The 21,450-nt window shown below is 61.3% G+C and carries 19 protein-coding genes; 7 read left to right on the forward strand and 12 right to left on the reverse strand.

Annotation, left to right across the window (positions count from 1 at the left end; translation table 11 throughout):
- Positions 1-40: 40 nt before the first annotated feature.
- Entirely contained in the window at positions 41-961 is a 921-nt protein-coding gene (locus tag HHL09_RS22165; protein WP_169456860.1) for an ArsR/SmtB family transcription factor, read from the reverse strand.
- A gap of 47 nt (positions 962-1,008) precedes the next feature.
- Between HHL09_RS22165 and metK the strand changes: the two genes are divergently transcribed.
- The 3 genes from metK to ahcY all read left to right on the forward strand — a co-directional run bounded on the left by metK (position 1,009) and on the right by ahcY (position 4,123).
- Positions 1,009-2,178: a methionine adenosyltransferase gene (metK, locus tag HHL09_RS22170; RefSeq protein ID WP_169456861.1), complete on the forward strand. Its 1,170-nt coding sequence runs from the start codon at positions 1,009-1,011 to the stop codon at positions 2,176-2,178.
- Positions 2,179-2,244: 66 nt separating this feature from the next.
- Entirely contained in the window at positions 2,245-2,625 is a 381-nt protein-coding gene (locus tag HHL09_RS22175) for a four helix bundle protein (protein WP_169456862.1), read from the forward strand.
- A gap of 79 nt (positions 2,626-2,704) precedes the next feature.
- On the forward strand, positions 2,705-4,123 hold the full coding sequence (ahcY, locus tag HHL09_RS22180; RefSeq protein ID WP_169456863.1) for an adenosylhomocysteinase: 1,419 nt from the start codon (positions 2,705-2,707) through the stop codon (positions 4,121-4,123).
- 89 nt (positions 4,124-4,212) lie between these two features.
- Here ahcY and HHL09_RS22185 read toward each other — a convergent pair whose 3' ends face one another.
- The 3 genes from HHL09_RS22185 to HHL09_RS22195 form a co-directional block, all read right to left on the reverse strand.
- Complete coding sequence (locus HHL09_RS22185; protein ID WP_169456864.1) at positions 4,213-4,623, reverse strand: DUF2141 domain-containing protein; 411 nt, start codon at positions 4,621-4,623, stop codon at positions 4,213-4,215.
- 78 nt (positions 4,624-4,701) lie between these two features.
- Complete coding sequence (locus tag HHL09_RS22190; RefSeq protein ID WP_169456865.1) at positions 4,702-5,205, reverse strand: hypothetical protein; 504 nt, start codon at positions 5,203-5,205, stop codon at positions 4,702-4,704.
- 59 nt (positions 5,206-5,264) lie between these two features.
- A complete protein-coding gene (locus HHL09_RS22195) occupies positions 5,265-6,320 on the reverse strand; it encodes a Ca2+-dependent phosphoinositide-specific phospholipase C (RefSeq protein WP_169456866.1) in 1,056 nt (351 codons plus the stop codon).
- 148 nt (positions 6,321-6,468) lie between these two features.
- Here HHL09_RS22195 and HHL09_RS22200 point away from each other — a divergent pair, with 148 nt between their 5' ends.
- Complete coding sequence (locus HHL09_RS22200) at positions 6,469-9,039, forward strand: c-type cytochrome (protein WP_169456867.1); 2,571 nt, start codon at positions 6,469-6,471, stop codon at positions 9,037-9,039.
- A gap of 54 nt (positions 9,040-9,093) precedes the next feature.
- Here the strand turns inward: HHL09_RS22200 and HHL09_RS22205 are convergent, their stop codons facing one another.
- Positions 9,094-9,660 (reverse strand): hypothetical protein, encoded by a 567-nt coding sequence (locus HHL09_RS22205; protein WP_169456868.1) that lies wholly within the window; start codon positions 9,658-9,660, stop codon positions 9,094-9,096.
- Between the two features lie 906 nt (positions 9,661-10,566).
- On the opposite strand from HHL09_RS22205, the gene HHL09_RS22210 reads away from it, so the two are divergent.
- Positions 10,567-11,784, forward strand: a complete 1,218-nt coding sequence (locus tag HHL09_RS22210) for an autotransporter outer membrane beta-barrel domain-containing protein (protein WP_169456869.1) — start codon at positions 10,567-10,569, stop codon at positions 11,782-11,784.
- Positions 11,785-11,887: 103 nt separating this feature from the next.
- Here the strand turns inward: HHL09_RS22210 and HHL09_RS22215 are convergent, their stop codons facing one another.
- The 4 genes from HHL09_RS22215 to HHL09_RS22230 all read right to left on the reverse strand — a co-directional run bounded on the left by HHL09_RS22215 (position 11,888) and on the right by HHL09_RS22230 (position 15,326).
- Positions 11,888-13,117, reverse strand: coding sequence for a 4-hydroxy-3-methylbut-2-enyl diphosphate reductase (locus HHL09_RS22215; protein ID WP_169456870.1), 1,230 nt, complete (start codon positions 13,115-13,117; stop codon positions 11,888-11,890).
- 103 nt (positions 13,118-13,220) lie between these two features.
- The gene (locus tag HHL09_RS22220) at positions 13,221-13,964 is read right to left on the reverse strand and encodes a YwaF family protein (RefSeq protein WP_169456871.1); all 744 of its coding nucleotides are present in this window, start codon (positions 13,962-13,964) and stop codon (positions 13,221-13,223) included.
- An 85-nt stretch (positions 13,965-14,049) separates the two neighbouring features.
- The gene (locus HHL09_RS22225; protein WP_169456872.1) at positions 14,050-14,568 is read right to left on the reverse strand and encodes a GNAT family N-acetyltransferase; all 519 of its coding nucleotides are present in this window, start codon (positions 14,566-14,568) and stop codon (positions 14,050-14,052) included.
- A 53-nt stretch (positions 14,569-14,621) separates the two neighbouring features.
- Positions 14,622-15,326: a hypothetical protein gene (locus HHL09_RS22230; RefSeq protein ID WP_169456873.1), complete on the reverse strand. Its 705-nt coding sequence runs from the start codon at positions 15,324-15,326 to the stop codon at positions 14,622-14,624.
- Between the two features lie 150 nt (positions 15,327-15,476).
- Between HHL09_RS22230 and HHL09_RS22235 the strand changes: the two genes are divergently transcribed.
- Both HHL09_RS22235 and HHL09_RS22240 read left to right on the forward strand, forming a co-directional pair.
- Entirely contained in the window at positions 15,477-16,646 is a 1,170-nt protein-coding gene (locus HHL09_RS22235) for an aminotransferase class I/II-fold pyridoxal phosphate-dependent enzyme (RefSeq protein WP_169456874.1), read from the forward strand.
- 251 nt (positions 16,647-16,897) lie between these two features.
- On the forward strand, positions 16,898-17,701 hold the full coding sequence (locus tag HHL09_RS22240) for a CAAX prenyl protease-related protein (RefSeq protein WP_169456875.1): 804 nt from the start codon (positions 16,898-16,900) through the stop codon (positions 17,699-17,701).
- Between the two features lie 34 nt (positions 17,702-17,735).
- Here HHL09_RS22240 and HHL09_RS22245 read toward each other — a convergent pair whose 3' ends face one another.
- Genes HHL09_RS22245 through HHL09_RS22255 form a run of 3 tightly spaced genes read right to left on the reverse strand, consistent with a single transcriptional unit; the run spans position 17,736 to position 21,185 of the window.
- Positions 17,736-18,911, reverse strand: coding sequence for an HlyD family secretion protein (locus tag HHL09_RS22245; RefSeq protein ID WP_169456876.1), 1,176 nt, complete (start codon positions 18,909-18,911; stop codon positions 17,736-17,738).
- A gap of 20 nt (positions 18,912-18,931) precedes the next feature.
- Positions 18,932-20,557, reverse strand: coding sequence for a DHA2 family efflux MFS transporter permease subunit (locus HHL09_RS22250; protein WP_169456877.1), 1,626 nt, complete (start codon positions 20,555-20,557; stop codon positions 18,932-18,934).
- Position 20,558: 1 nt separating this feature from the next.
- Positions 20,559-21,185, reverse strand: a complete 627-nt coding sequence (locus HHL09_RS22255; RefSeq protein ID WP_169456878.1) for a TetR/AcrR family transcriptional regulator — start codon at positions 21,183-21,185, stop codon at positions 20,559-20,561.
- Between the last annotated feature and the right edge of the window lie 265 nt (positions 21,186-21,450).

Here is a 21,450-nt window from a genome sequence, read left to right on the forward strand (position 1 = left end):
TGAGGGCGAGGTAGCGCCTGAGCATAGGCCGCTCATTAAGCTACTGGGGCTTGCTCGCCACCGCCAGCAGGGTTTGGAAGTTCGGCGGTTCCGGTTCTCGATCGACCACGGCGGTCTCGATGTCGCTGAAGCCAGCCTTTTCCAGCATTGCGGCCAGTTCCCCTTCGCTGAAGCCGAGCCAGACATCGGCGTAGAGTTCGCGGGCTTGTTCGAAGTTATGTTGGAGCAGATCCAGCACCACCAGGCGGCCGCCGGGTTTCACAATGCGGAAGGCCTGCTCCAGGGCATGCTGGGGGTTCCCGGCGTGGTGAAGCGCCTGGCTGAGAAAGGCGAGATCGACCGAGGCGTCATCAAGCGGAGGGTCCTCGATGTCGCCGAGCCGGTATTCGAGATTCGGGAGTTCGTGGCGCCGGGCGAGTTCGCTGCCGAATTCGACCATCTTCGGCGAGAGGTCGACGGCGATCACCCGCTCGGCTTGGCGCGCCAACATCTGTGCCAGCGTCCCTTCGCCTGCGCCAAGGTCGGCGACAACTCCTTGGTTCGTTACCTTCAGCAGGGCCTCGGCGAGTCCCTTCCAAGAGCGGCCGGGCACATAATCCTTCCCGAAGCGTCCGGCCAATTCGTCGAAGTAGGCGCGCGTCTTGTCGCGGCGTTTCCGCTGGAGGTGGCGGAGGGCGGCTGCGTCCTTTTCCACTTCCGGGACTTCATTGGCTGCTTCCTTGGCCAGCTTGCAGAGATCCCGGCTCATCTCGGAGCGGTAGAAATTGTGCTTCCCGCTGCGTTCGTCCCGTACCAAGCCGCCGCCCTTCAACTGGGAAAGCTGGGTGGAAATCCGGCTTTGGCCCATCCCGAGCAATTCCTGCAGATCGGCCACGCTCAGGGCTTCCGCGTCCAGAAGGAGCAGGATCCGGAGCCGGGTGGGATCGGTGAGGAGCTTCAGGGATTTAAGCATTGACGCCATGAGCGAACGGATACATCAACCCATCGCGATTTGACGATACGAAATCCATGAGTACCTACATTTTCTCATCCGAGTCCGTCGGCGAGGGTCATCCGGACAAAGTGGCAGACACGATTTCTGACGCGATCCTCGACGCCTGCTTGGCGCAGGACCCGAAGAGCCGTGTCGCCTGCGAGACTTTCGTGAAGTCGAACATCGTGGTGGTCGGTGGTGAAATCACCACCAAGGCCAAGTTCAACTACGAGCAGGTCATCCGCGATGCCGTGCGTGGCATCGGCTACACCAACAGCGACGACGTGTTCCACGCGGACACGCTTTTCATCAACAACTACCTGACCGGCCAATCGGCAGACATCGCCCAAGGCGTGGATGCCAAGAAGGCAAAGGGTAAGAAGACCGCGGAGCAGGGCGCCGGTGACCAAGGCATCATGTTCGGCTACGCTTGCAACGAGACCACCGAACTCATGCCGGCCCCGGTGATGTATGCCCACCGCCTTGGCCGTGAGCTGACCCGCATCCGCAAGAGCGGCAAGGTAAAGTGGCTCCGCCCGGACGCGAAGTCCCAGGTCTCCGTCGAGTATGTCGATGGCAAGCCGACCCGCATCGTGAACGTGGTGATCTCCACGCAGCACGCTGCCGGTGTGGAGCACGCCGTGATCGAGAAGTTCTGCATCGACCAAGTGATCAAAAAGGTCCTGCCGAAGAACATGCTCACCAAGGACACCGAGTATCTGATCAACCCAACCGGTAACTTTGTGATCGGCGGTCCTCAGGGTGATTCCGGCCTCACCGGTCGCAAGATCATCGTGGACACCTACGGTGGCATGGGCCGCCACGGTGGTGGTGCTTTCTCGGGCAAGGACCCGTCGAAGGTTGATCGCTCCGCCGCCTACATGGGTCGCTGGGTTGCGAAGAACATCGTTGCTGCCGGCCTCGCCGAGAAGTGCGAGATCCAGTTCGCTTACGCCATCGGTCACCCGCTGCCGGTGAGCGTGCACGTCGACACCTTTGGTACCGGCACCAAGCCCGACGCCGACATTCTCAAGGCCGTGCTGAAGGTGTTCTCCTTCAAGCCCGCGGACATCGTGAAGCAGCTCAACCTGCTCCGCCCGATCTACAGCAAGTCCACCAACTACGGCCACTTCGGCAAGGACGACGCCGATCTCACTTGGGAGCGCACCGACAAGGTGGCGGCTCTTAAGAAGGCCGTGAAGTAAGGAGAAGAGACAGAAGACGAGGAGACGACAGACAGAAGACTTGAAGAAGAAAGGAGGAAGCGGCCCATGCACAATTTCGAAGAACTTGAAGTGTGGAAGCGTTCCTCCCGTCTCGCGGTTTCTGTTTTGGAGTTAATTGACCCGATCAAGCTCTATGCATTGAGGGACCAGATGGCGCGCTGTGCGATCTCGGTCCCTTCCAATATCGCCGAGGGATCGGAGAGGGAAAGCGATCGCGAATTTCGTCGTTTTCTTGCTATCGCAAAAGGGTCGGCGGGCGAGCTTCGAACTCAGCTTTACATTGGCCTTCGTGCTGGTGTTTTCAGCGAGGATCAAGCACGTCCTCTGATTTCCGAGGTAAGGGAGATCTCCGCTATGATTCAAGGCCTCCGCAAGAGCTTGGGGAATGGCGGTCTCTTCAATGCTCTCTTCAGCTGGCTCTTCTGAATTCCAGTCTTCTGTCTGTCGTCTTCGAGTCTTCCGTCTGCGACCCGCCCCACCATTCAAATCCGAATCAACCACCACCATGTCCACTACCTTCACCGACTACAAAGTCGCCGATATCGGCTTGGCCGACTTTGGGCGCAAAGAAATCCAGATCGCCGAGCATGAAATGCCCGGCCTGATGGCGACCCGCGCGAAATACGGTCCCGAGAAGCCGCTGCAGGGCGTCCGTATCATGGGCTCGCTGCACATGACCATCCAGACCGCGGTGCTCATCGAGACGCTGGTCGAACTCGGCGCGGAAGTGCGCTGGGTTTCCTGCAACATCTTCTCGACCCAGGATCACGCAGCCGCTGCGATCGCTGCCGCCGGTATCCCGGTCTTCGCCTGGAAAGGCGAGACGCTGGAGGAATACTGGTGGTGTACCTGGCAGGCGATCGTGAATCCGGCCGGCCTCGGCCCGGAACTGATCGTCGATGACGGTGGCGATGCCACGCTGCTCATCCACAAGGGCTACGAAATGGAGAACGGTTCGGACTGGGTGAACACTCCTTCCGACAACCACGAAGTGAAGGTCATCAAGGACCTCCTCAAGAAGATCGCCGCGGAGCAACCAGGCATCTTCGCCAAGATCGTGAAGGACTGGAAGGGTGTGTCCGAGGAGACCACCACCGGTGTGCACCGCCTCTATCAGATGGCGAAGGCCGGCACCCTGCTCGTTCCGGCGATCAACGTGAACGACTCCGTGACCAAATCGAAGTTCGACAACCTCTACGGTTGCCGCGAATCGCTGGTCGATGGCATCAAGCGTGCCACCGACGTGATGATCTCCGGCAAGGTCGGCGTGGTCTGCGGCTACGGCGATGTGGGCAAGGGCTGCGCCCAAGCTCTGCGCGGCCAAGGCGCCCAGGTCGTCGTGACCGAAGTCGATCCGATCTGCGCCCTGCAGGCGGCGATGGAAGGCTTCCGCGTTTTGACGGTCGAAGACACCCTCGGCTGGGGCGATATCTACGTCACCACCACCGGTAACTTCGACATCATCCGCCTGGAGCACATGGAGAAGATGAAGGATCAGGCGATCGTCTGTAACATCGGTCACTTCGACAACGAGATCCAGATCGACAAGCTGAATGCCGCCCAAGGCGTGACGCGCACGAACATCAAGCCGCAGGTGGACAAATACACCTTCCCGGCCGGCAACAGCATCTACATGCTGGCTGAAGGCCGCCTGGTGAACCTCGGCTGCGCCACCGGCCACCCGAGCTTCGTGATGTCGAACAGCTTCACCAACCAGACCCTTGCCCAGATCGACCTCTGGAAGAACAAGGACATCTACAAGGCGGGTGAAGTGAAGGTCCTCGACAAGAAGCTCGACGAGGAAGTGGCCCGTCTCCACCTCGCGAAGGTGGGTGCGAAGCTCACCGTCCTTACCAAGGAGCAGGCCGACTACATCAGCGTGCCGGTGGAAGGTCCGTACAAGGCGGATCACTACCGCTACTGATCCGGCTCGATCCGGTAGCGATCGATTTATCGGAAACCCTGCCTGGCAACGGGCAGGGTTTTCTTTTTCCGGTGTAAGCTCTCCTTGAGCTACCAGTAATTCAGATCCACAGAGACGCTGCCGCCTTCGCTGACGTTGACCACGGCCTTGTGATAGACCGGCTTGCCGCGCTGGGTGCCATTGCTGGTGCCAGCACCCTCAGTGGGGATGCCGATCAGGTTCCGATCGAGCAACGCGTTGGAGTTCGAATCGTGGATCACGCTGACGGCATAGCGGCCGGGCTTCACGTCGTGCAGGACGAGTTCGGTCATGCCTTTTCTTGCATTCACGCGACCTTGATAGGCTGCCTTCCCGGCTTCGCCGGGAAAGCCGTCCTCGGTGGCGAAGAGGAGCACGGACACTTGACCGGTGCTGTCCTTCACCTTCGACACCTTTAACAGCAGGTCTCCCGCGAGAGCGGGGGCAGCGGCAAGCAGGGGAATGAGGAGCCAGCGGACCATGGGCCGACCTTTGTCAGGACCCGGTCCGCGGCAAGCTCGACCGAACGCCCTGCGGGAAACTACGTGCGGCGGGCGCGGCTACTCGCTCCGGTCGTGGTCCCCTTTCAGGAAGGGTTTGAAGGACTTCTCGATCTTCGCCACCCACGAGTCGTATTTCTTGTTCTCCGTGTGCGGGTAGGTGGCCAAGAAGGTGGCCCAGTTGCCCTTTTCCACCGCGAGTTTGCGATAGTATTCGGTCCCGTCCTTCTGAACGCCGGATACCACGAACCAGGTGTCGCCCTTCTTCTTGTAGGTCACGGTGTCACCGCGCTCGGCAAGTTCTTCCTTCCAACGCTTGTCCAAGGAGTCTCCATCGTCCACCTGCAGGAAATGGGCATAGGCCCGGAGTTCGAATTTTCCGTCCGCGGTCTTGAAGACCTTTCCGTCCCCATTGTCGGACTCGCGCCCGGCTTCGAGCGATGCAGGATAGTCGATCGCGAACCCGAAGCGGGCGTTCGTGTAGGTTTTCCATTCGGCCTCCTTCTCTTGGGCAGAGAGGGAGTGGGGCAGGAACAGGAGTGACAGCAGATGGCGACGTTTCATCGTGATCCACCACCATGATGCAGGACCCTGCAAAGTCTAACGGGAAGATAGGTGGAAGTTCATGGCTCAATCTTCATCCCGGGATTTCCGGAGACGGGATTCGGGCGGACGGGCTTGCCGTCGAAGCTCACGCGGTCCTTGTCGTCGGGGCGGAAGTGATCCGTGCTTACCCATTGCGCGCCGCTTTCGAAGGCCGCGGCCTTCATCTTGTCATCCGGCTTGTTGGTATCGCTGCGGGTGCGGACGAGGAACCCGGCTTTCACCAAATCCTTGATCTCCTGCAGTTGCTTTTCCGGATCGTTGCACTTGAACCACGCGGCAGCAGGATGCCTGGTATCGGGGGCGCTGGCGAAGATCAGGCGGCCTTCGAGGGCAGGGTTCCCTTCCAGATAGCGGGAGCGGACCTCATTGGTGTTATCCAGACAGAAGATGAACTTGCCCCGCAGGGAATCAAGGTCCGGCCAGCCGTGCTTGGTGACCGCCTCGCGCAGTGTGTTCTCCTTCCCGCGCACTTCGTCGGGCTCGAGGACCCGATCGGCGGGGATGGCGGAAAGAACTTCCTTCTCCAACTCCAGCAGGCGCTCGCGGGTGAGCTCCTCCGGCTTGGTGGGGAGGGGAGGCTGCGGTTGGTCCTTGCACTCCAGCAGGATCATGATCGGCAGATGCTGCGGGTGCTGGTCGGACCATGCTTTCATTTCGGCCAGGGCGTCCTTCAGCACGGGGGCATTGCTCCAACAATCGATGTCGGGAATGTGCAGCACTTTGAAGCCCGGTTTGGCGAGCTTGCCATCGGGGTCAAAGGTAAGGTTCTTGGCACCGGCCATCTTCGCGACATTCAGCATGCTGGGCTTCGAGAAGAGGCCGCCCTTCGAGTCCGCGAAGATATCGAGCTCGAATTGCCGTACTCCCATGTCGAGCTGCTCGGTCAGCGGGGGATGGGTGTAGTCCCAGGCCTTGGCGTCCTTGTTGAACTTCACGACGGTATCGAGCAGTTCCCGCGGCGCTGCCACGTGGTAGGAATTGTGGCTGCCAATTGCTTGGATCTGGTTCAGCCGGACTTCGTCGGCACAGGCGAGTGTAGCGGAAAATAGGAGGCAGACGGGGAAAGCGCGCATCGCACCACTCCAGCGCTTGGATCCCCACCGGCGTCAAGCCCGGCGGTGGGACGATTTCGCGGAAGAAGGAGCTGGGGGTGCTTGTATTTTGCATGCAAATTTTTGAAGTCCTCTTGCCCGGCTGAAATCCGGTCTCCATTCTTTTCCCATGAAACCCTCCTCCTTCCGTGCCCTCGGCCTGTTTCTGGGCGCGGCCATTTCCACCCACGCGGCGGCCCCGTTCTTTGATCCCAGCATGCCGGTTCACGGGAGCCCGGTGGATGGGGGGGCTTCGGGCGTCATCGCGCGCGGGCTGCTGGTGCAGGCGGCGGAGGCCGAGTGGTTGGTCTTTGATCAAGACCTGCTGCGCCCTGCCCTGTGGGTCCACGCGGATCAAGGGAAGCCGCCCGTCTCACTGATCATGATGTCCCAAGCCTCTTGGGAAAAGCCGACCCAAAAGGGAGGCGTAAAGCAGCCCGCTCCCGCGGCCGGAAGCCTCGCGCTGGTGCCGCCACTGCCCGGCGTGGGCAGCAATCCAGAGGATCTTCTGAAGGATCCGCGTCCCGTGCACGGGAATGACCCTGGACGCGGAGGATTGGAAGCGAGCGGACGGCGCTTCTCCGGCTACCATGTGGCGGGAAAGACCGGAGTGCTGGTCTATGAGAACCAAGGGACCAAAGTTAGCGAATGGTACGAGGCGGATCGTAGGTCGCTCCAGCGGCACTTGGCGGTGGCGGCTGGCGATGAGATCCTATTCCTGGTGGCTGCGGGGGATTTCAAGATCGCGAGCTCGCGCGAAGCTGCCTCGGAGAAGCTCCAGGTTTCATCGAATCATCCGGGCCTCACGCTGGAGTCACGTGATGGAAAGCTCTTTGCCAGGCTTGCTGCTTCGAGGCAGGAGCGGCGGGTGACGCTGATCTATGGTGTTGAGAAGGTCTCCGCAGCCGCAAAGACGCCAGCGGTCCCGACGGCGAATCCAGCGCACTGGAAGCAAAGTATCGAAACCCGGATCCGAGAGTCCGAGAAGAGTGGTCCCGGCTGGACCATGGATCGCATCGGGCTGCCGGAGAACAGTGCTTTCAAGCGTCGCGTTCGTCCGGCGGACATAGTGTTCCTTTCCCCGGAGAAAGCGGCGGTGATCACCTTCGAGGGAGATGTCTGGCGGCTTGACCTGGCCGGGGAGCGGGTGCGCTGGACGCGAATCGCGGCGGGGCTCTGCGAGCCTCTTTCGATCGAGCAGGTCGGCGGGGTGCTGCAGGTCTTCACCCGGAATGGGATCGTGCGGCTGCGGGACACCAATGCCGACGGTGAAACGGATTTCTACGAGAATTATAGTAGCTTGATCCATCACACGGCTGGCACGCGCGGCTATCCACTGGACATGGAGGTGGACGAAAGCGGCCGCACCTGGTGCTCGATCGGGGGAATCGTCACCAATGAAAAATCCCTGACGAACCTTCAGCCGCCGAACCCGCACAGCGGCTCGATCATGATGATCTCCGCGGACGGCAAGCAGCTGGAGATCGTGGGCGCTCATGCCCGCGAGCCGTTCTTTGCCCGGGATCCGGAGTCCGGACGGATCGTGATGTCGGAGCAGCAGGGACATTGGGTGCCATCGTCCGGGATCTTTCCCGTGGAGCCGGGATCGAGCTTTGGGTTCGGCCAGGAGAATGCGAAGGGCCTCACACCGCCGGCGGTCTGGATCCCCCATGATCAGGACAGTTCTTCCTCGTCCCCGATGTGGGTGCGCGGCAGCGCCTTCAAGTCCTGGGAAGGAGGCGTGCTGGATCTCTCCTATGGCACCGGGCGCCTGTTCCTGGCTCGTCCGGCTGGAGCTTGGCCAGCGAAGGAGGGGGCGGTCATCCCGCTGGGGATCGAGACCGGCCTGCCGATCCTACATGCGCGGACTCACCCCGGTGATGGCTCGCTGTGGCTGGCAGGCTTCCGCATCTATGATTCCCGTGCACCGGAGCTCGAGGGAATCGGTCGCCTGCGTCCCTCCGGGGATGCCTTTCGGGTACCGGTGGATGCCAAGCTGGTAAAAGAGGGAGCGATCCTTTGTTTCGATGCGCCGCTGGATGGCTCGACGGTGACTCCCGATGCGGTGCAGGCGAAGGAATGGCAATACCGTCGCTCGTCAGGATACGGCTCGCCGCGGTTGAAGCGCGATGGAAAGGATGGCGTGGACCCGGTGGCAAGCGGCGGAACTTTTCTCTCAAAGGATGGGAAGAGCGTTTTCATCCACATTCCCGGCATGAAGCCGACGATGCAGCTTGAGATCAGCCATCGCTTCGCGGTGAAGGGGAGCAAGCCGGAGGCACGGTCCGTGTTCTTTACCGTATCCGCTCCGGCACCGGCCATGTGGAATGAGCTGGGCTTTGAAGTACCCGAGCTCGATCCCTCCATAGCCGTAGTGCATGGAGGCGGGGCAGCTGATGCGGTGCCGACGGCGGAGGCGGGGATGGACCTCGCGACCCGCTATGGATGCATCGCTTGCCACTCCACGGATGGGAAACTGGAGGGTCATAGCGGGCCCTCGTGGAAGGGTCTGCATGGATCGCAGCGGAGCTTCACCGATGGCACGAGTCGCATGGGGGATGACGCCTACATCATCGAATCGATGACCGAACCGAACAAGGTGATCGTGAAAGGCTACGCGCTCGGGATGGGAAGCTATTCGGGAGTGCTGAGCGAGGCCGAGATGCAGAGCATCGTGCTGTTTATCCGCTCGCTGAAGTGAGGAGGCTGAATTAAGCCGGGAATGCGATCAGCGAAGGGCGAACGAATCGCACGCTCATTCCGCTCCCGGCAGCCAGCCGATGGCGACGAAGTCCACAATCTCGATGAACTGCTGCCGTTCGTTTGGCTGACGCTTCACGAGCTTTAGCGAGAAGGCTACGCCGCTTTCGCTGAGCAGCTTGTCCACCAGTTCCTTGTCGAACTGGCCGGAGCCTTCGAAGATGCCGCGCATCTTGGCGAGAGCCACCGAGTCCTTCCGGATCCAGGCGAGTTGTTCGCGGCCCGGCATCGGCACACTCAGCTTGAAGCGCGAGAAGTTCGATTCCGCTTCGCCGGCGGCCGGCGGGTCCGGTTTCACAAAAACGTGGAAGATTCCGGGAGTGTCGATCGGGCCGGCGGCGAACTTGCGGAAGAGGTCGTCGTGGAAATTGACGAAGGATTCCCAGTTCACCTTTGCTCCGTCGCTGGTTTCCATCACGGAGACCGGAAAGCCTTCAGGGATCGCCGCGGTGCAGACCTTGTAGATGTGAGATGAGCCCGCGGTTTCCAACAAGGTGATCGAGGTGACCGGGAAGGGGCCGTCGCCGAGTTCGGTCGCACGCTTCTCGATCGAGGATCGCATGTCGTCGGGAAAGATCACCAGCTCTGCGCGGCTCTTCCAATCCGGCGCCTCGAGGAAGGCCTTTAATGCGGCATCGGCGCTGAGCTGGGTTTTCGCGGTCGGTGCTGGAGCCGGCGGTGCGGCAGGAACAGGAGCGACGGGCCGTGGCTCTACGGGCTCTGGCTGGGGAGCCGGGGACGGTTTCGGTACGGGTTTTGGTCGAGGCTCAGGATCGGGACGCGGGGCAGGGGGGGCGCCCTTCGTTGGCGAGTCCGGGAGCCCCTCGTGGCTTTGCTGCAGGAGCGAAAAGGATCCTTGGTTCCTGCCGATGAAGTATCCCGCGGCCGATCCAACAACGAGAGAAGCGAGGGCAGGCACTACCCACGAAATCCGCCGTGGCGGGGCGGGAGGTGGAATGACCGGTGGAATCCCGACGGGCACCACTGCTTCGGGCTCCGGCCGGGGAACCACCGGAGGCGGCTCAAGCGCTGCCGGAACAACTGGTACTGCCGGCAGGGCCTCCACCAACTTCGGGGGCAGGCCTCTGGCGGGATCCGGGCTCACGATCTCCTGCCAGCATTTGGGGCAGGGTCCTTGAATGCCCGCCGCGGAGGGAGGGACCGTGAGCGTCACGCCACAGGCCGGGCAATCGAAGTGAAGGAATGTCAAAGGCTCGGCAGGCACCACGGAAGGGTAATTCGAAGGGGGATACGGTCAAGGAGGGGAAGTTCTCCGCGGATCAGCCTAACGGCTCGTGGGCAAGCGGATAAATACGTGATCACGTAATTTTTAATACGTATCAGTTAGATATTATGACGACCTAGGTAAGTTATTCTTTCCTTGTCAGATATCTGCCCCCGCTGCTATTTGATCACACCCCTGCGCTCCGGCAGCCCCAAGCCGGCATGGTTCACCCCCCATCCCCCGATGAATACCCCCACCGTATCTTTCATGCGGGTTTTGGCCATTGCGGCCGTGACCTGCAGTACCTCCGTTCAGGCTGGTGACGAATCCGAAGATCCGTGCTATCCGGACAACCGTCAGGCGACCTCGACCGCGGTCAGCCGGAGTGTCTTGGGCGTGGCTTACGCTTCCACCCGCGATGTGAGCGGGCGCATGTATCGGAATCGTGCCGGTGTTCGCCCGGGCTCGGTGCTGGTGGATGAGCCGGTAGCAGTCGCCCCGGCTTATAGCTCGAAGGGCGGGATGTCTTCATCGAAGGATGCAAAGGTTTCGGCGGTGTCGGTCCCCTACCCTAACAAGTGGGAGGTCTTTGGTTCGCTCTTCTATTACTCGGAAGAAAGTGACGGCAGCAGCTACCACCATCGCTCGAAGAAGAAGAAATACGAAGGCCCGAAATACGGCTACGGCTCTGGCTATGGATCGGGGGCTTCCGCTTTCGTGAGCGGTGCGGCCGATACTTCGCTGGACGTTTACGGCGGTGCCTTGGGCGTGGAGTATCACATCAACCGCGAGTGGAGCGTGGGAGTGGGTGTCTCCGCTTCGACCGGGGACATGGAGATGGACGCCGTCGGCAATGCCGATGTGGATTCCGTTTCGGTCATTCCATACCTTTCCTACTATCGCGCGGATGCCTTTGGCTCTGCCGATTTCTGGGCGGGCCTGATGTATGCCTACGGTGCGCACTCCTTTGAAACCCGTCGCTTCACCGGCGGTGGGATAGCATCAGGTTCTCCGGATGCCGATACCCATGAGGTGGAATTCACTGCGGGTGTGAATTTCGGGGACGACGATGTGGTTCACGGCCCCTACGCGGGAATGCGCTATATCACCGGAACCGTGGATGCTTATACGGAAGTGGGGCCTGGCGCGACTTACTTCGGCGAGCAAGACGTGGACTCGCTGGTCTCGATCCTCGGCTATCAGATTTCCTGGAAGATGCGTGGCTCGCGAGGCACCTGGGTGCCGCAAGTGCGCGCTGCCTGGGAGCATGAATTTGAAGATGGCAATGCTTCCGTCTTTGGCGTTCCGGTGGATTCCGTGGACGAAGACGTGGCGGTGGTCGGTGCCGGCCTTGCCTACTACTTCGACAACGGCTGGAACCTCGGCGTCGAGTATGAAGGCCGTTTTGGCAGCAATACCGAAGGTCACTACGGTGGTGTGAAGGCCGGGAAGGAATTCTGATCTCGAATCTAACGAAAATCCCCGATTGGCATCAGGCCGGGCGGGGATTTTTTGTGGCGACGTCGATGCTTGTTCCGCGTCTTGGGAACAAGCGGACGTAGGCTTAGACTGCCTTCACCGCTTCGCGGGGGATGCCGCGCATTTCGAAGATCCGGAAGATGGTGTCTTCGATTAGATTGTTCGGGCAGGAGGCACCTGCGGTGATCCCGATGACCACCGGCTTCTCACCGAGCAGGACAGCGGGATAGCTGCTTGAGATTTCCGACTTCTCGTGAAGGTCGAAGTGAACGATTTGCTCCAGCGACTCGAGGCAGGCGGCGTTGCGGATGAAGAAGGTGGGCAGGGATTGCTCGCCGATTTCCACGAGGTGCGTGGTGTTCGAGCTGTTGTAGCCACCGACGACGAAGAGCATGTCCATGGGACGGCGGAGCATCTCGAAGAGAGCGTCCTGTCGCTCTTGGGTGGCACCGCAAATGGTGTCGAAGAAGATGAAATTCTCCGCCGAGCCGTCGCGGGCTTCCACGGCGGCGCGGACGCGGCGTTGGATCTCCTCGGTCTCGCTTTTCAACATCGTGGTCTGGTTGGCCACGCCCACCTTGGCGAGGTGAACATCGGGGTCGAAGCCTTCGGAGGCCGCGTGAGAGAAGCGCTTGAGGAAAGCATCCTTGTCGCCGCCTTCTCGGATGTATTTGCAGACGGCATCGGTCTCATCGAGGGTCAGCACGATGAGATAGTGACCCTTGCCGTCATCGCCCATGGCGCGGGATGCGGTGGCTTGGGTTTCCTCATGGCCGGCCTTGCCGTGGATGATGGAGGTGATGCCGTCCTTGGCGTAGCCGCGGACACGACGCCAGACCTTCATCACGTCGCCGCAGGTGGTATCCACCACGTAGCAGCCGCGCTCCTCGATCTTCTCCATGAAGTTTGTCGGTGCGCCGAAGGCGGGGACGATCACCACATCATCCGGGGAAAGCTGGTCGTAGTCGTCGGTGAGCTCCTTCCAGGGAAGGGAGACGATGCCCATGTCCACAAGCTGGCGATTCACCTCCGGGTTGTGGATGATCTCGCCGATGAGAAAGATTCTCTGATCCGGGAAAACGCGGCGTGCGGCGTAGGCCAAATCGATCGCGCGCTCCACACCGTAGCAAAACCCGAACTGTTGGGCGAGGCGCACGGTGGTATTGCCGATGGTGATTTCGCCGCCGTTTTCGCGGATCCTTTCGACGATCGATGAGCGATAGTGGCGCTCCACCTCGGCATTGACCTGAGTCATCACGTCCGGACGGCGGACGTTCACGCGGGGGCGCTTCTGCTTGTCGGCGGTTTCGCTCATGTGCGGGGGCGATATAGCTCCGCTTTGTCCCGGGACCAAATCATTTCCCGAATTGGGGAGAAAAGGGCCGGGGTGGATGGGGTGGGGTGGATCGTTCTGAAAATCAGGGACTAAGAGGGTGAGACGATGCTCGTCTGTCCTGCCTGTCCGGGGTGCCCTTGCGTTTCGGCAGCACGGGCAGGACGAGCAGCGAGAAGAGGACGGCGGCGAGAGCCTGCATCCAGAGAAGGTAGATCGGCCATGGTCCCAGATGGTCCAGCAGGCTGGGGTTCACCGGTTTGCGGGCGGTGAAGCCGAAGTTGGTGCCGAGGAGATGGTTCACAGCCATGGCGACGAGGAGATACACGTTTGCCCAGAGCAAGGCTTGGAGGGGTGTCCTCCACCACGGGTGTTCGGCGCGCCAGCCATTCACGATTGGCAGGTAGAATGCCGCTCCCACGACCGCGAAGTGATGCACGAAAAACGCGATGAAGGCGGGGTGCGGATAGCCGATCGAAATTGCGGGAGTGGCCAGTGCCTGGACGGTGGCGGCCAGTCCCCAGAAATAGGTGAGGGTAGCCAGCAGGCGCTTTCCCGTGAGCAGGGCGAAGCCGCCGATGAAAGCGGCGACGTCACAGAGGTGTAGGGGCAAAGCGCTATCCAGGTCCGCGTCCCCACCGTCCACCGTGGCCCATGCCGCTTGCGTGTAAGCGAAAGCAGCGAGGCAGAGAAAGGCGAGGATGCTGCGGGCGATGCGCTCGTTCCGTTCGCCGGATTTGCCCAGCAGGACCAAAGCCGTCACTCCAATGGCGCCGGCGACGAGTGCCCAACCGTGAGTGGCGGAAAAGGGCACGAAAGGCGGCGGCATGGCGTGAGGAAAGCGATGCTTGGATGGGGCGGCAAGTCCGATTGGAAAAGGCGGGGAAAGGAGCCGCCTTCTAGTGTCACTGGAATCAAGCAAGATTCCTCAGGCGTTGATACATCGTCATGATTGCGCCCTTGTAGGTGGCTTCGTCGAAAGCCTGATACCCCATCTTCGCCGCCAGGCGGTGGGATGGCTGATTTTCCTTCTGGATGATGCACACGGTACGAGCCGGGCTGTGAGTGGTGTCGAACCAAGCATGGGCGGCGCTGGCAGCCTCGAAGCCATAGCCTTTTCCGTGGCAGTTGCTGGTCAGGATCCAAGCGGCTTCCGGGAAGGGATCGAACTCATTCCCGAGATAGCGATGGAAGTCCGCGAAACCCGTATCTCCGAGAAAGCGGCCGCTGGACTTCTCGGTAATTGCGAAGAGTCCGTAGCCGAAAACCGACCAATGCCCGATGTAACGAAGAAGGCGATTCCAGACTTCTTCCTTCGAAAGCGTCATTCCTCCGACATAGCGGACCACCTCGGGATCGGAGAACATTGCGCAGATGTCTTCGAAATCGGAAAGGGTGTGGGGGCGCAGCAAGAGGCGTTCGGTCTCGATCATCTGGGGAAGTGAAAATGGCCGATGCGGCATCCAGGAATCAAAATCCGCGGCGCTCAGCGGTAGCCTTCTTGGACCCAGATGATCGCATTCGTGAATCCGAGGCCGAGGTGCTGGCCGACCAGATCGGAGTCATAGCCGTAGCCATCGACCGAGCCGCTGGCGAGTTCGCGGAGTTCGGAGGAAGCCTGGGCGAATTGATCGAGGGTCGCACGGGGGACTTGGTGCGGTTCCTTGGCGGTCTCGAGTTCGCGTTTGGCGGCCTCGATGGCATCGGCGCATATGAGAAAGCTGTCCTTGGCTTTTTTCGGAATCTTGAAGCTGCCTCTATTCAGCCCGCTGGCGCGTCTGACTTCCAAGTAGTGGGGGAGGGCGGCTTGGAAGTCGGTGCAGGATTTTGCCAAGGCGTTGATAGCCGGTTGGTAGCGCGGATCGAGACCGGCTTGGTGGAAGGCGATGGGGAGGGATGGCGTTTTCAGGACCGCTCCGGCAGGGATCTTCTGCGGATCCGGCAGGCCATTCAGGCGCGCGAGGAAACCTGAGAACTTGGCATGCCCGTAGGCCTTTGTCGCAATGGTTCCGAGGGCCATCCCGGGCTCCACCGTCACGGCGGGGGACGCGGGGGCGGGGATCTCTGCATCCGTGACGACCGGAAGTGGTGCGGGCGTGGAAGCCGGGTTGGCCGATTTGGTGGACCTGGCCTGCCGGTCACAGCTGCAGAGTGCGAGGGAGGCCAGAATCGGCAAGGACCAGGGTTTCATGCGGAAATTTACTGGGAATCAAAGAGCTGTCTCTCGTCGGGAACTGTACTCCTCTGCTGCTGCGGCACACGAAACTCCGCATTCCCCGCCGTTGACTGCGAGCGCTTTCCCCCCTGAAATGCGCGCCCCCGGCAGGGTCCGGGTTTGTATATGGACTATTCGCAGAAAATCGCCCGTCAGATCGCAGGCATTCCCCGCTCGGGAATCCGCGATTTCTTCGAGCTCGTCCAAGGCCGTGAGGGAGTCATCTCCCTCGGCGTTGGTGAGCCCGACTTTACGACTCCTTGGCATATTCGCGAAGCCGCCATCTACGCCTTGGAGAAGGGCCACACTTCATACACCTCCAATCTGGGCCTGCCCGCGCTGCGCAAGGCCATCGCCCGTTACGTTTCCGATTTCTTCCACGTGCAATACGAGGCCCTCACCGAGGTGCTCGTGACCGTGGGTGTTTCCGAAGCCATCGACATCGCCCTGCGCGCCCTGATCAACCCGGGCGACGAGGTGATCTACCATGAGCCTTGCTACGTTTCCTATTCGCCGAGCATCGTGATGGCCTATGGCACCGCGGTGGGCGTGCACACGCGCAAGCGCGATGGCTTCTCGCTGAAGCCGGAGGAGCTGGCGAAGGCGATCACGCCGAAGAGCCGGGTGCTGATGCTGAATTTCCCGACAAATCCGACCGGCGCGACCGCGAACCGCGAGGACTTGGAAGGCATCGCAAAGCTCTGCATCGAGCACGATCTCTTCGTGCTGACGGACGAGATCTACAGCGAGCTGCGCTACGATGCCAGCGACGAGCATGTTTCGATCGCCTCGCTGCCGGGCATGAAGGAGCGCACGGTGCTGCTGCATGGCTTCTCGAAGGCCTTCGCGATGACCGGCTTCCGCCTGGGCTATGCCTGTGCGCCGCAGCCGATCACGGAGGCGATGATGAAGATCCACCAGTACTCGATGCTCTGCGCGCCGATCATGAGCCAGATGGCCGCGATCGAGGCGCTAGAGAATGGTGCTCCGGAAGTGGCGAAGATGCGGGATGCGTATCATCAGCGCCGCGATTTCCTCGTGAAGCGCCTGAACCAGATGGGCCTGAGCTGCCACTCGCCGGGTGGGGCATTCTACGTCTTCCCGGACATCCGGGAGACGGGGCTGTCCTCGAAGGACTTCGCGATGCGCCTGCTGGAAGAAGAAGGCGTGGCCGCCGTGCCGGGCAGTGCCTTCGGTGAATCCGGTGAGGGATTCCTGCGCTGCTGTTACGCGACCGGCTTCGATGACCTGAAGCTGGCGATGGACAAGATGGAGCGCTTCGTCGGCCGTCTTTAATCGATCAAACCAAGGAAAGGGGCGCTGATGGCGCCCCTTTCTGCGTTTAAGAGGGAAGCCGCGGGGGATGCCGCCCGGGTTGACTCAACTTCGCCGCCACCCTTAGCCTCTGCGCGATGTTGAGAAAGTGGTCGTCTCTTCTGACGAGGATAGCGCCTGGGCTTGGAGTCTGGCTCGTGGACGGTGCTGTCCTTCAGTCTACACGGCTGTCATCTGCTTTCCCGGAACAAGCCCTCGCCTGATTTTTGAACATGGAGCCCACCCTTTCCGCGCATGATGCGCGAGCCTCCCGTCTGAGACTCGAGCAAACGGATTTCTGGATTCGAGCCCAGATCGTGCCCTTCGCGGTGTTCATGGGCTTCATGCTGCTGTTGCAGATCTTCGGGGCTCTCTTCATCTGGGAGCACCCGGCCGCACCGTGGTGGCGGCACTGGCCGGAACAGTGGGTGTATCCGCTGCAAACGGTGGTAACCCTGGTCCTGCTCGCCCGGCTCTGGAAGTACTATGAATTTCGTTGGTCGTGGAAATGGTGTGCCGCCGGTGCGATCTTCGGCGCAGTGGGGATTGGCGTCTGGCTGCTACCGACGGTGATGTATGATCGCCTGGGTCTGACAGGCGAGACCACCGGTTGGCAGAAGTGGCTGGGCCTGGCTGCAAGGACGAAGGGCTTTAATCCGGCGGAAGCCTTCGGTGAGGGGACGCCTGCCTTCTGGGCTGCACTGGTCATGCGCTTTGTGCGTGCCGTGGTGGTGGTGGCGCTGGTCGAGGAGATCCTATGGCGCTCCTTCATGATGCGCTTCGTCGAAGATTGGGAAGGTGACTATTGGAAGCGGCCGTTTGGCAGGGCTTCCTGGAAGTCCTATCTGATCGTGACGGGCTTGTTCATGCTTGCCCATGCCCCGGTGGATTATCCAGCGGCTTTTGTCTATGGATCGCTCACCTATGTGCTCTGCATCTGGAGCAAGAGCCTGGGTGCATGCGTGGTGATGCACGGGGTTGCGAATTTGCTGATGGGGCTCTTCGCGGTCGTCTACGGGAAGTATGGGCTGTGGTGAGCAAAGAGGGCCCCGGGACCGGGCCCATCCTTGATTATCCTTTCACCTTTACGCGGATCATGGTCGAGAGTCCTGGGCGGAGGCTGTCTTCGAAGCCGTGGATCGAGTCGGCGTCGAAGACGATCTTTACCGGGACGCGCTGGACGACCTTGGTGAAGTTGCCGGTAGCGTTGTCCGGTGGAAGCAGGGCGAACTGTGCGCCGGTGGAGGGCGCGATGCTTTCGATCTTGCCGTGGAAGGCCTTGCCATCGAGGGCATCGACGCGGATCTCCACATCTTGTCCGGTCTTCATGGAGCCGAGCTGGGTTTCCTTGAAGTTCGCGACGACCCAGTAGTCGTTTTCGACGAGGGCGAAGACCGGTTGGCCTGCTTGGACACGGTTGCCGGTTTCGATGTTCTTGTTGCCCACGATGCCGTCGGCGGGGGCGACGAGCTTGGTATCGGCGAACTGGCGTTCGATTTCACGGAGTGCGGCGGCTTGGGCTTCGATGGTGGCCTTCGCGGCCTGCACTTCGGCCTCCGCGACTTCCACGGCGGCGGCGCTGGTTTTCTTCTTCGCTTCGGCGGCAGCGTGGGCTGCCTTGGCAGCTTCGAGGCTGGCGGTGGTCGTCGCCACGACGCTGCGGGTGGTATCCACCTCGGCTTCGGAGACCGCGCGGGTGCCACCATTGAAGAGGCTGCTATTGCGATGGTAGTTCACGTTCGCGAGATCGAGTTGTGCCTCGGTCTGCTTCACCATCGCGGAGGCGCTCCCGACCTGGGCTTCGGCTTGTTGCTCCTCTGCCTTCGATCGATCGAGAGCTGCGAGGGCTTGGACGAGGCTGGCGTCTGCCTGGGCCTTTGCTGCCTGGAGTTTCTGGCGGGCAATCGCGAATTCGAGAGGATCGATCTCGGCGAGTTCCTGGCCGGCTTTCACGTGTTGGTTTTCCTCCACCAGCACCTTCAGCACCGGGCCCGCGACGCCGGGGCTAATGCGATGGATGTGACCGGTGATGTAGGCATCGTCGGTCTTCTCATAGGTCATGGACTCGTGGACGAAGTGGACGCCCCACGCGACACCGCCGGCGAGGAAGCCCAAGGTAAGCAGGCGGGACGCGATCCCGCGCTTCTTCGGGGCCTTGCCGCTGCCTGCATCCGGCGTGCTTTCATCCGGCAGGATGCCGGTTTCCCCGGAGTTCTCTTCGGAGGGCTTGATGGATGGATTGGACATGGTCGTAGGGAAATTGGAGTTCAGTGTGCGGATGCCGCCGCATCGGATGCGTCCTTGCCTTGCTTTCCACCGAGCAGGAAAAGCAGGGGAAGGGTGACGATAAAAAGAAGGGCGACGTAGGTGAAGATGTCCTCATAAGAGAGGAGCAGCGCTTGGCCGGAGACGATGCGATCGAGCAAGCCGAGCGCCTGGTCATGAGCCACGTGGGTGTTGCCGCTGTGTTGGGCGAAGGCACCGGTGAGCAAGTCCATGCGTTCCCCGACTTGCGGGCGGAAATCCGAGATGCGTTCGACGAGCACGGAGCGGTGTTCCGCCTGGCGACGGGCGAGCATGGTGGTGATGAGCGCGATGCCGATGCTGCTGCCAAGCTGCCGAGTCAGGCTGTAGAAGCCGGCCCCGGCGGCGATGTCCTTCTTCGCCAGTGGTCCCAGCGTCGCAATGCTGAGTGGCATGAACATCATCACACTGCCGAAGCCGCGGACGATGAGCGGCCAGAAGAGCTGCTTGGTGCCGGTATCCGGATTGATGTCCATCAGCAGGAAGCCGGTCATGCTGGTGAGGATGGCGCCAAAGAAGATCATCACGCGCGGCGAGACCTTGCCCCCGATCTTTCCGTAGAGAGCCATCATGATCGCGGAGGCGATGGCCCCGGGGGCGAGGATCAGGCCACTCTGCAGGGCGGTGTAGTGCAGGTAGTCCTGCACGAAGATGGGCACCGCGAACATGATGCCATAGAGACCCATGCCGAGGATGGCGGAGTAGAGGCTGCCCCCGATCATGGAGCGATAGCGCAGGACCCGCAGGTCTACCGCGGGATGCTCCGTGGTAAGTTCCCGCCAGATGAAGAGGGCGACGCCGATCACGCTGGCGACGGCCATGGTGAGGATGAACTTCGATTCGAACCAATCGTCCTGCTGGCCTTCCTCAAGGAAGATCTGGAAGCAGGCGAGACCGATGGCGAGCAGGCCGATGCCGGTCCAGTCCACCTTTCCACTGCGGTTGATTTCCTCCGGTCGATCGGAGGGCATGAAGGTAGTGCACATCAGCACCGCGAGGATGCCGAGAGGCAGATTGATGAAGAAGATCCAGCGCCAGCCCATGTTATCGGTCAGCCAACCGCCGATCACGGGACCGATGGCCGGGCCCACGATCACGCCGAGGCCGAAGATGGCTTGGGCGATGGGGCGCTCCTTCACGGGGAAGGCTTCAAAGACGATCGACTGGGCTTTGGCGAGAAGCCCCCCGCCCGCGAGACCTTGCAGGATGCGGGCGAAGATCAGCATGCCGAGGCTATTGGCCGTGCCGCAGAGCAGCGAGGCCATGGTGAAGCCGATCAAGGAGAAGACGAAGTAGTTCCGCCGCCCGAAGCGATGGCCGAGCCAGGCGGAAAGCGGGATGATCACCACGTTCGCGCAGGCGTAGCTGGTGGAGATCCAGCCGGCTTCGGAAAGGGTTGCTCCGAGATTGCCGCGGATGTCGGGCAGCGCGACGTTGGTGATCACGGTATCGATCACCTCCAGGATCGCGCCGAGGGAAGCGGCGAGCGCGATGACCCATTTGAGGAGGCCCTTTTCCAGCAAACGGCTGGCGATGGGGCTCAGCAGGCCCGGGTCGGACCCATAGAGATTGGCGGCGGCAGCGCTCATTTCAGGAGGGATCTTTCGCAATCGCGCGGACCACCATGTCCACGCAAGCCTTCACGTAGCGCTCGCGGCCATACTCCAGCTTCATCGGGCAATCGCTGCGGAGCGCGTGGGTGAAGATCATGCCAACAAGCTGATCGACCACGATGACGGGATCGACCGAGTCGATCACCTCGCCGCGGGCTTGTGCGGCGCGGAGGCGCTTCACGAGTTGCTCGCGGCGCGGCTTGAAAATGGCGCGGAGCACTTTCATTTCGTGCTCCTCGAACTTGTGGATCTCCCCGACGAGGACGCGGACCATCGCGATATTCCGCATCAGCATGGCGTGATCGGACTCGGCGAAGGCGGTGACGGTTTCTTGGAGCGAGGCGTCTTGCGGTAGATTGTCGAAGCGCTCGGCGAGGGGATCGGCCTTGCGCTCGAAGAGTTTCTCCAGAACCGCGCCGAGCAGGCCTTCCTTGGTTTGGAAGTTCCGGAAGAGCGTCACCTCGTTGACGCCCGCCTCCTTCGCGATCTCCCGGGTGGTGGCGCCGCTCAGGCCATCGCGGGCAAAAACCGCGGGGGCCGCTTCGAGCAACTTGGCAGCGGCGCTGCCGCGCTTGGGTTCGGGAGGGAGATTTCCGGCAGGCATGTATGCAAGTGGTTGCTTGCATTTGTCGGTCCGGCTTTTCCCGGGCTCAAGCGGATTTTTCCGGTGGGGCGGGGGATTGCTACGTAGGCTGCCTGACGCGGCGGCCCCCGGGTGGAGAGCCGGAGTGAGGCACCGACGATCATCGCGGCGGATCAGAAGCGGGTGCCCGATCGTGAAATACGGCACGCAAATGCGCGCCGTGATCCGATCGTGGATCCTGTGGATGAGGCTGCGAGAACCGACCGCCCTAGGATTTCCAAGAAGG

Source organism: Luteolibacter luteus (assembly GCF_012913485.1).
Lineage (GTDB): Bacteria > Verrucomicrobiota > Verrucomicrobiia > Verrucomicrobiales > Akkermansiaceae > Haloferula > Haloferula lutea.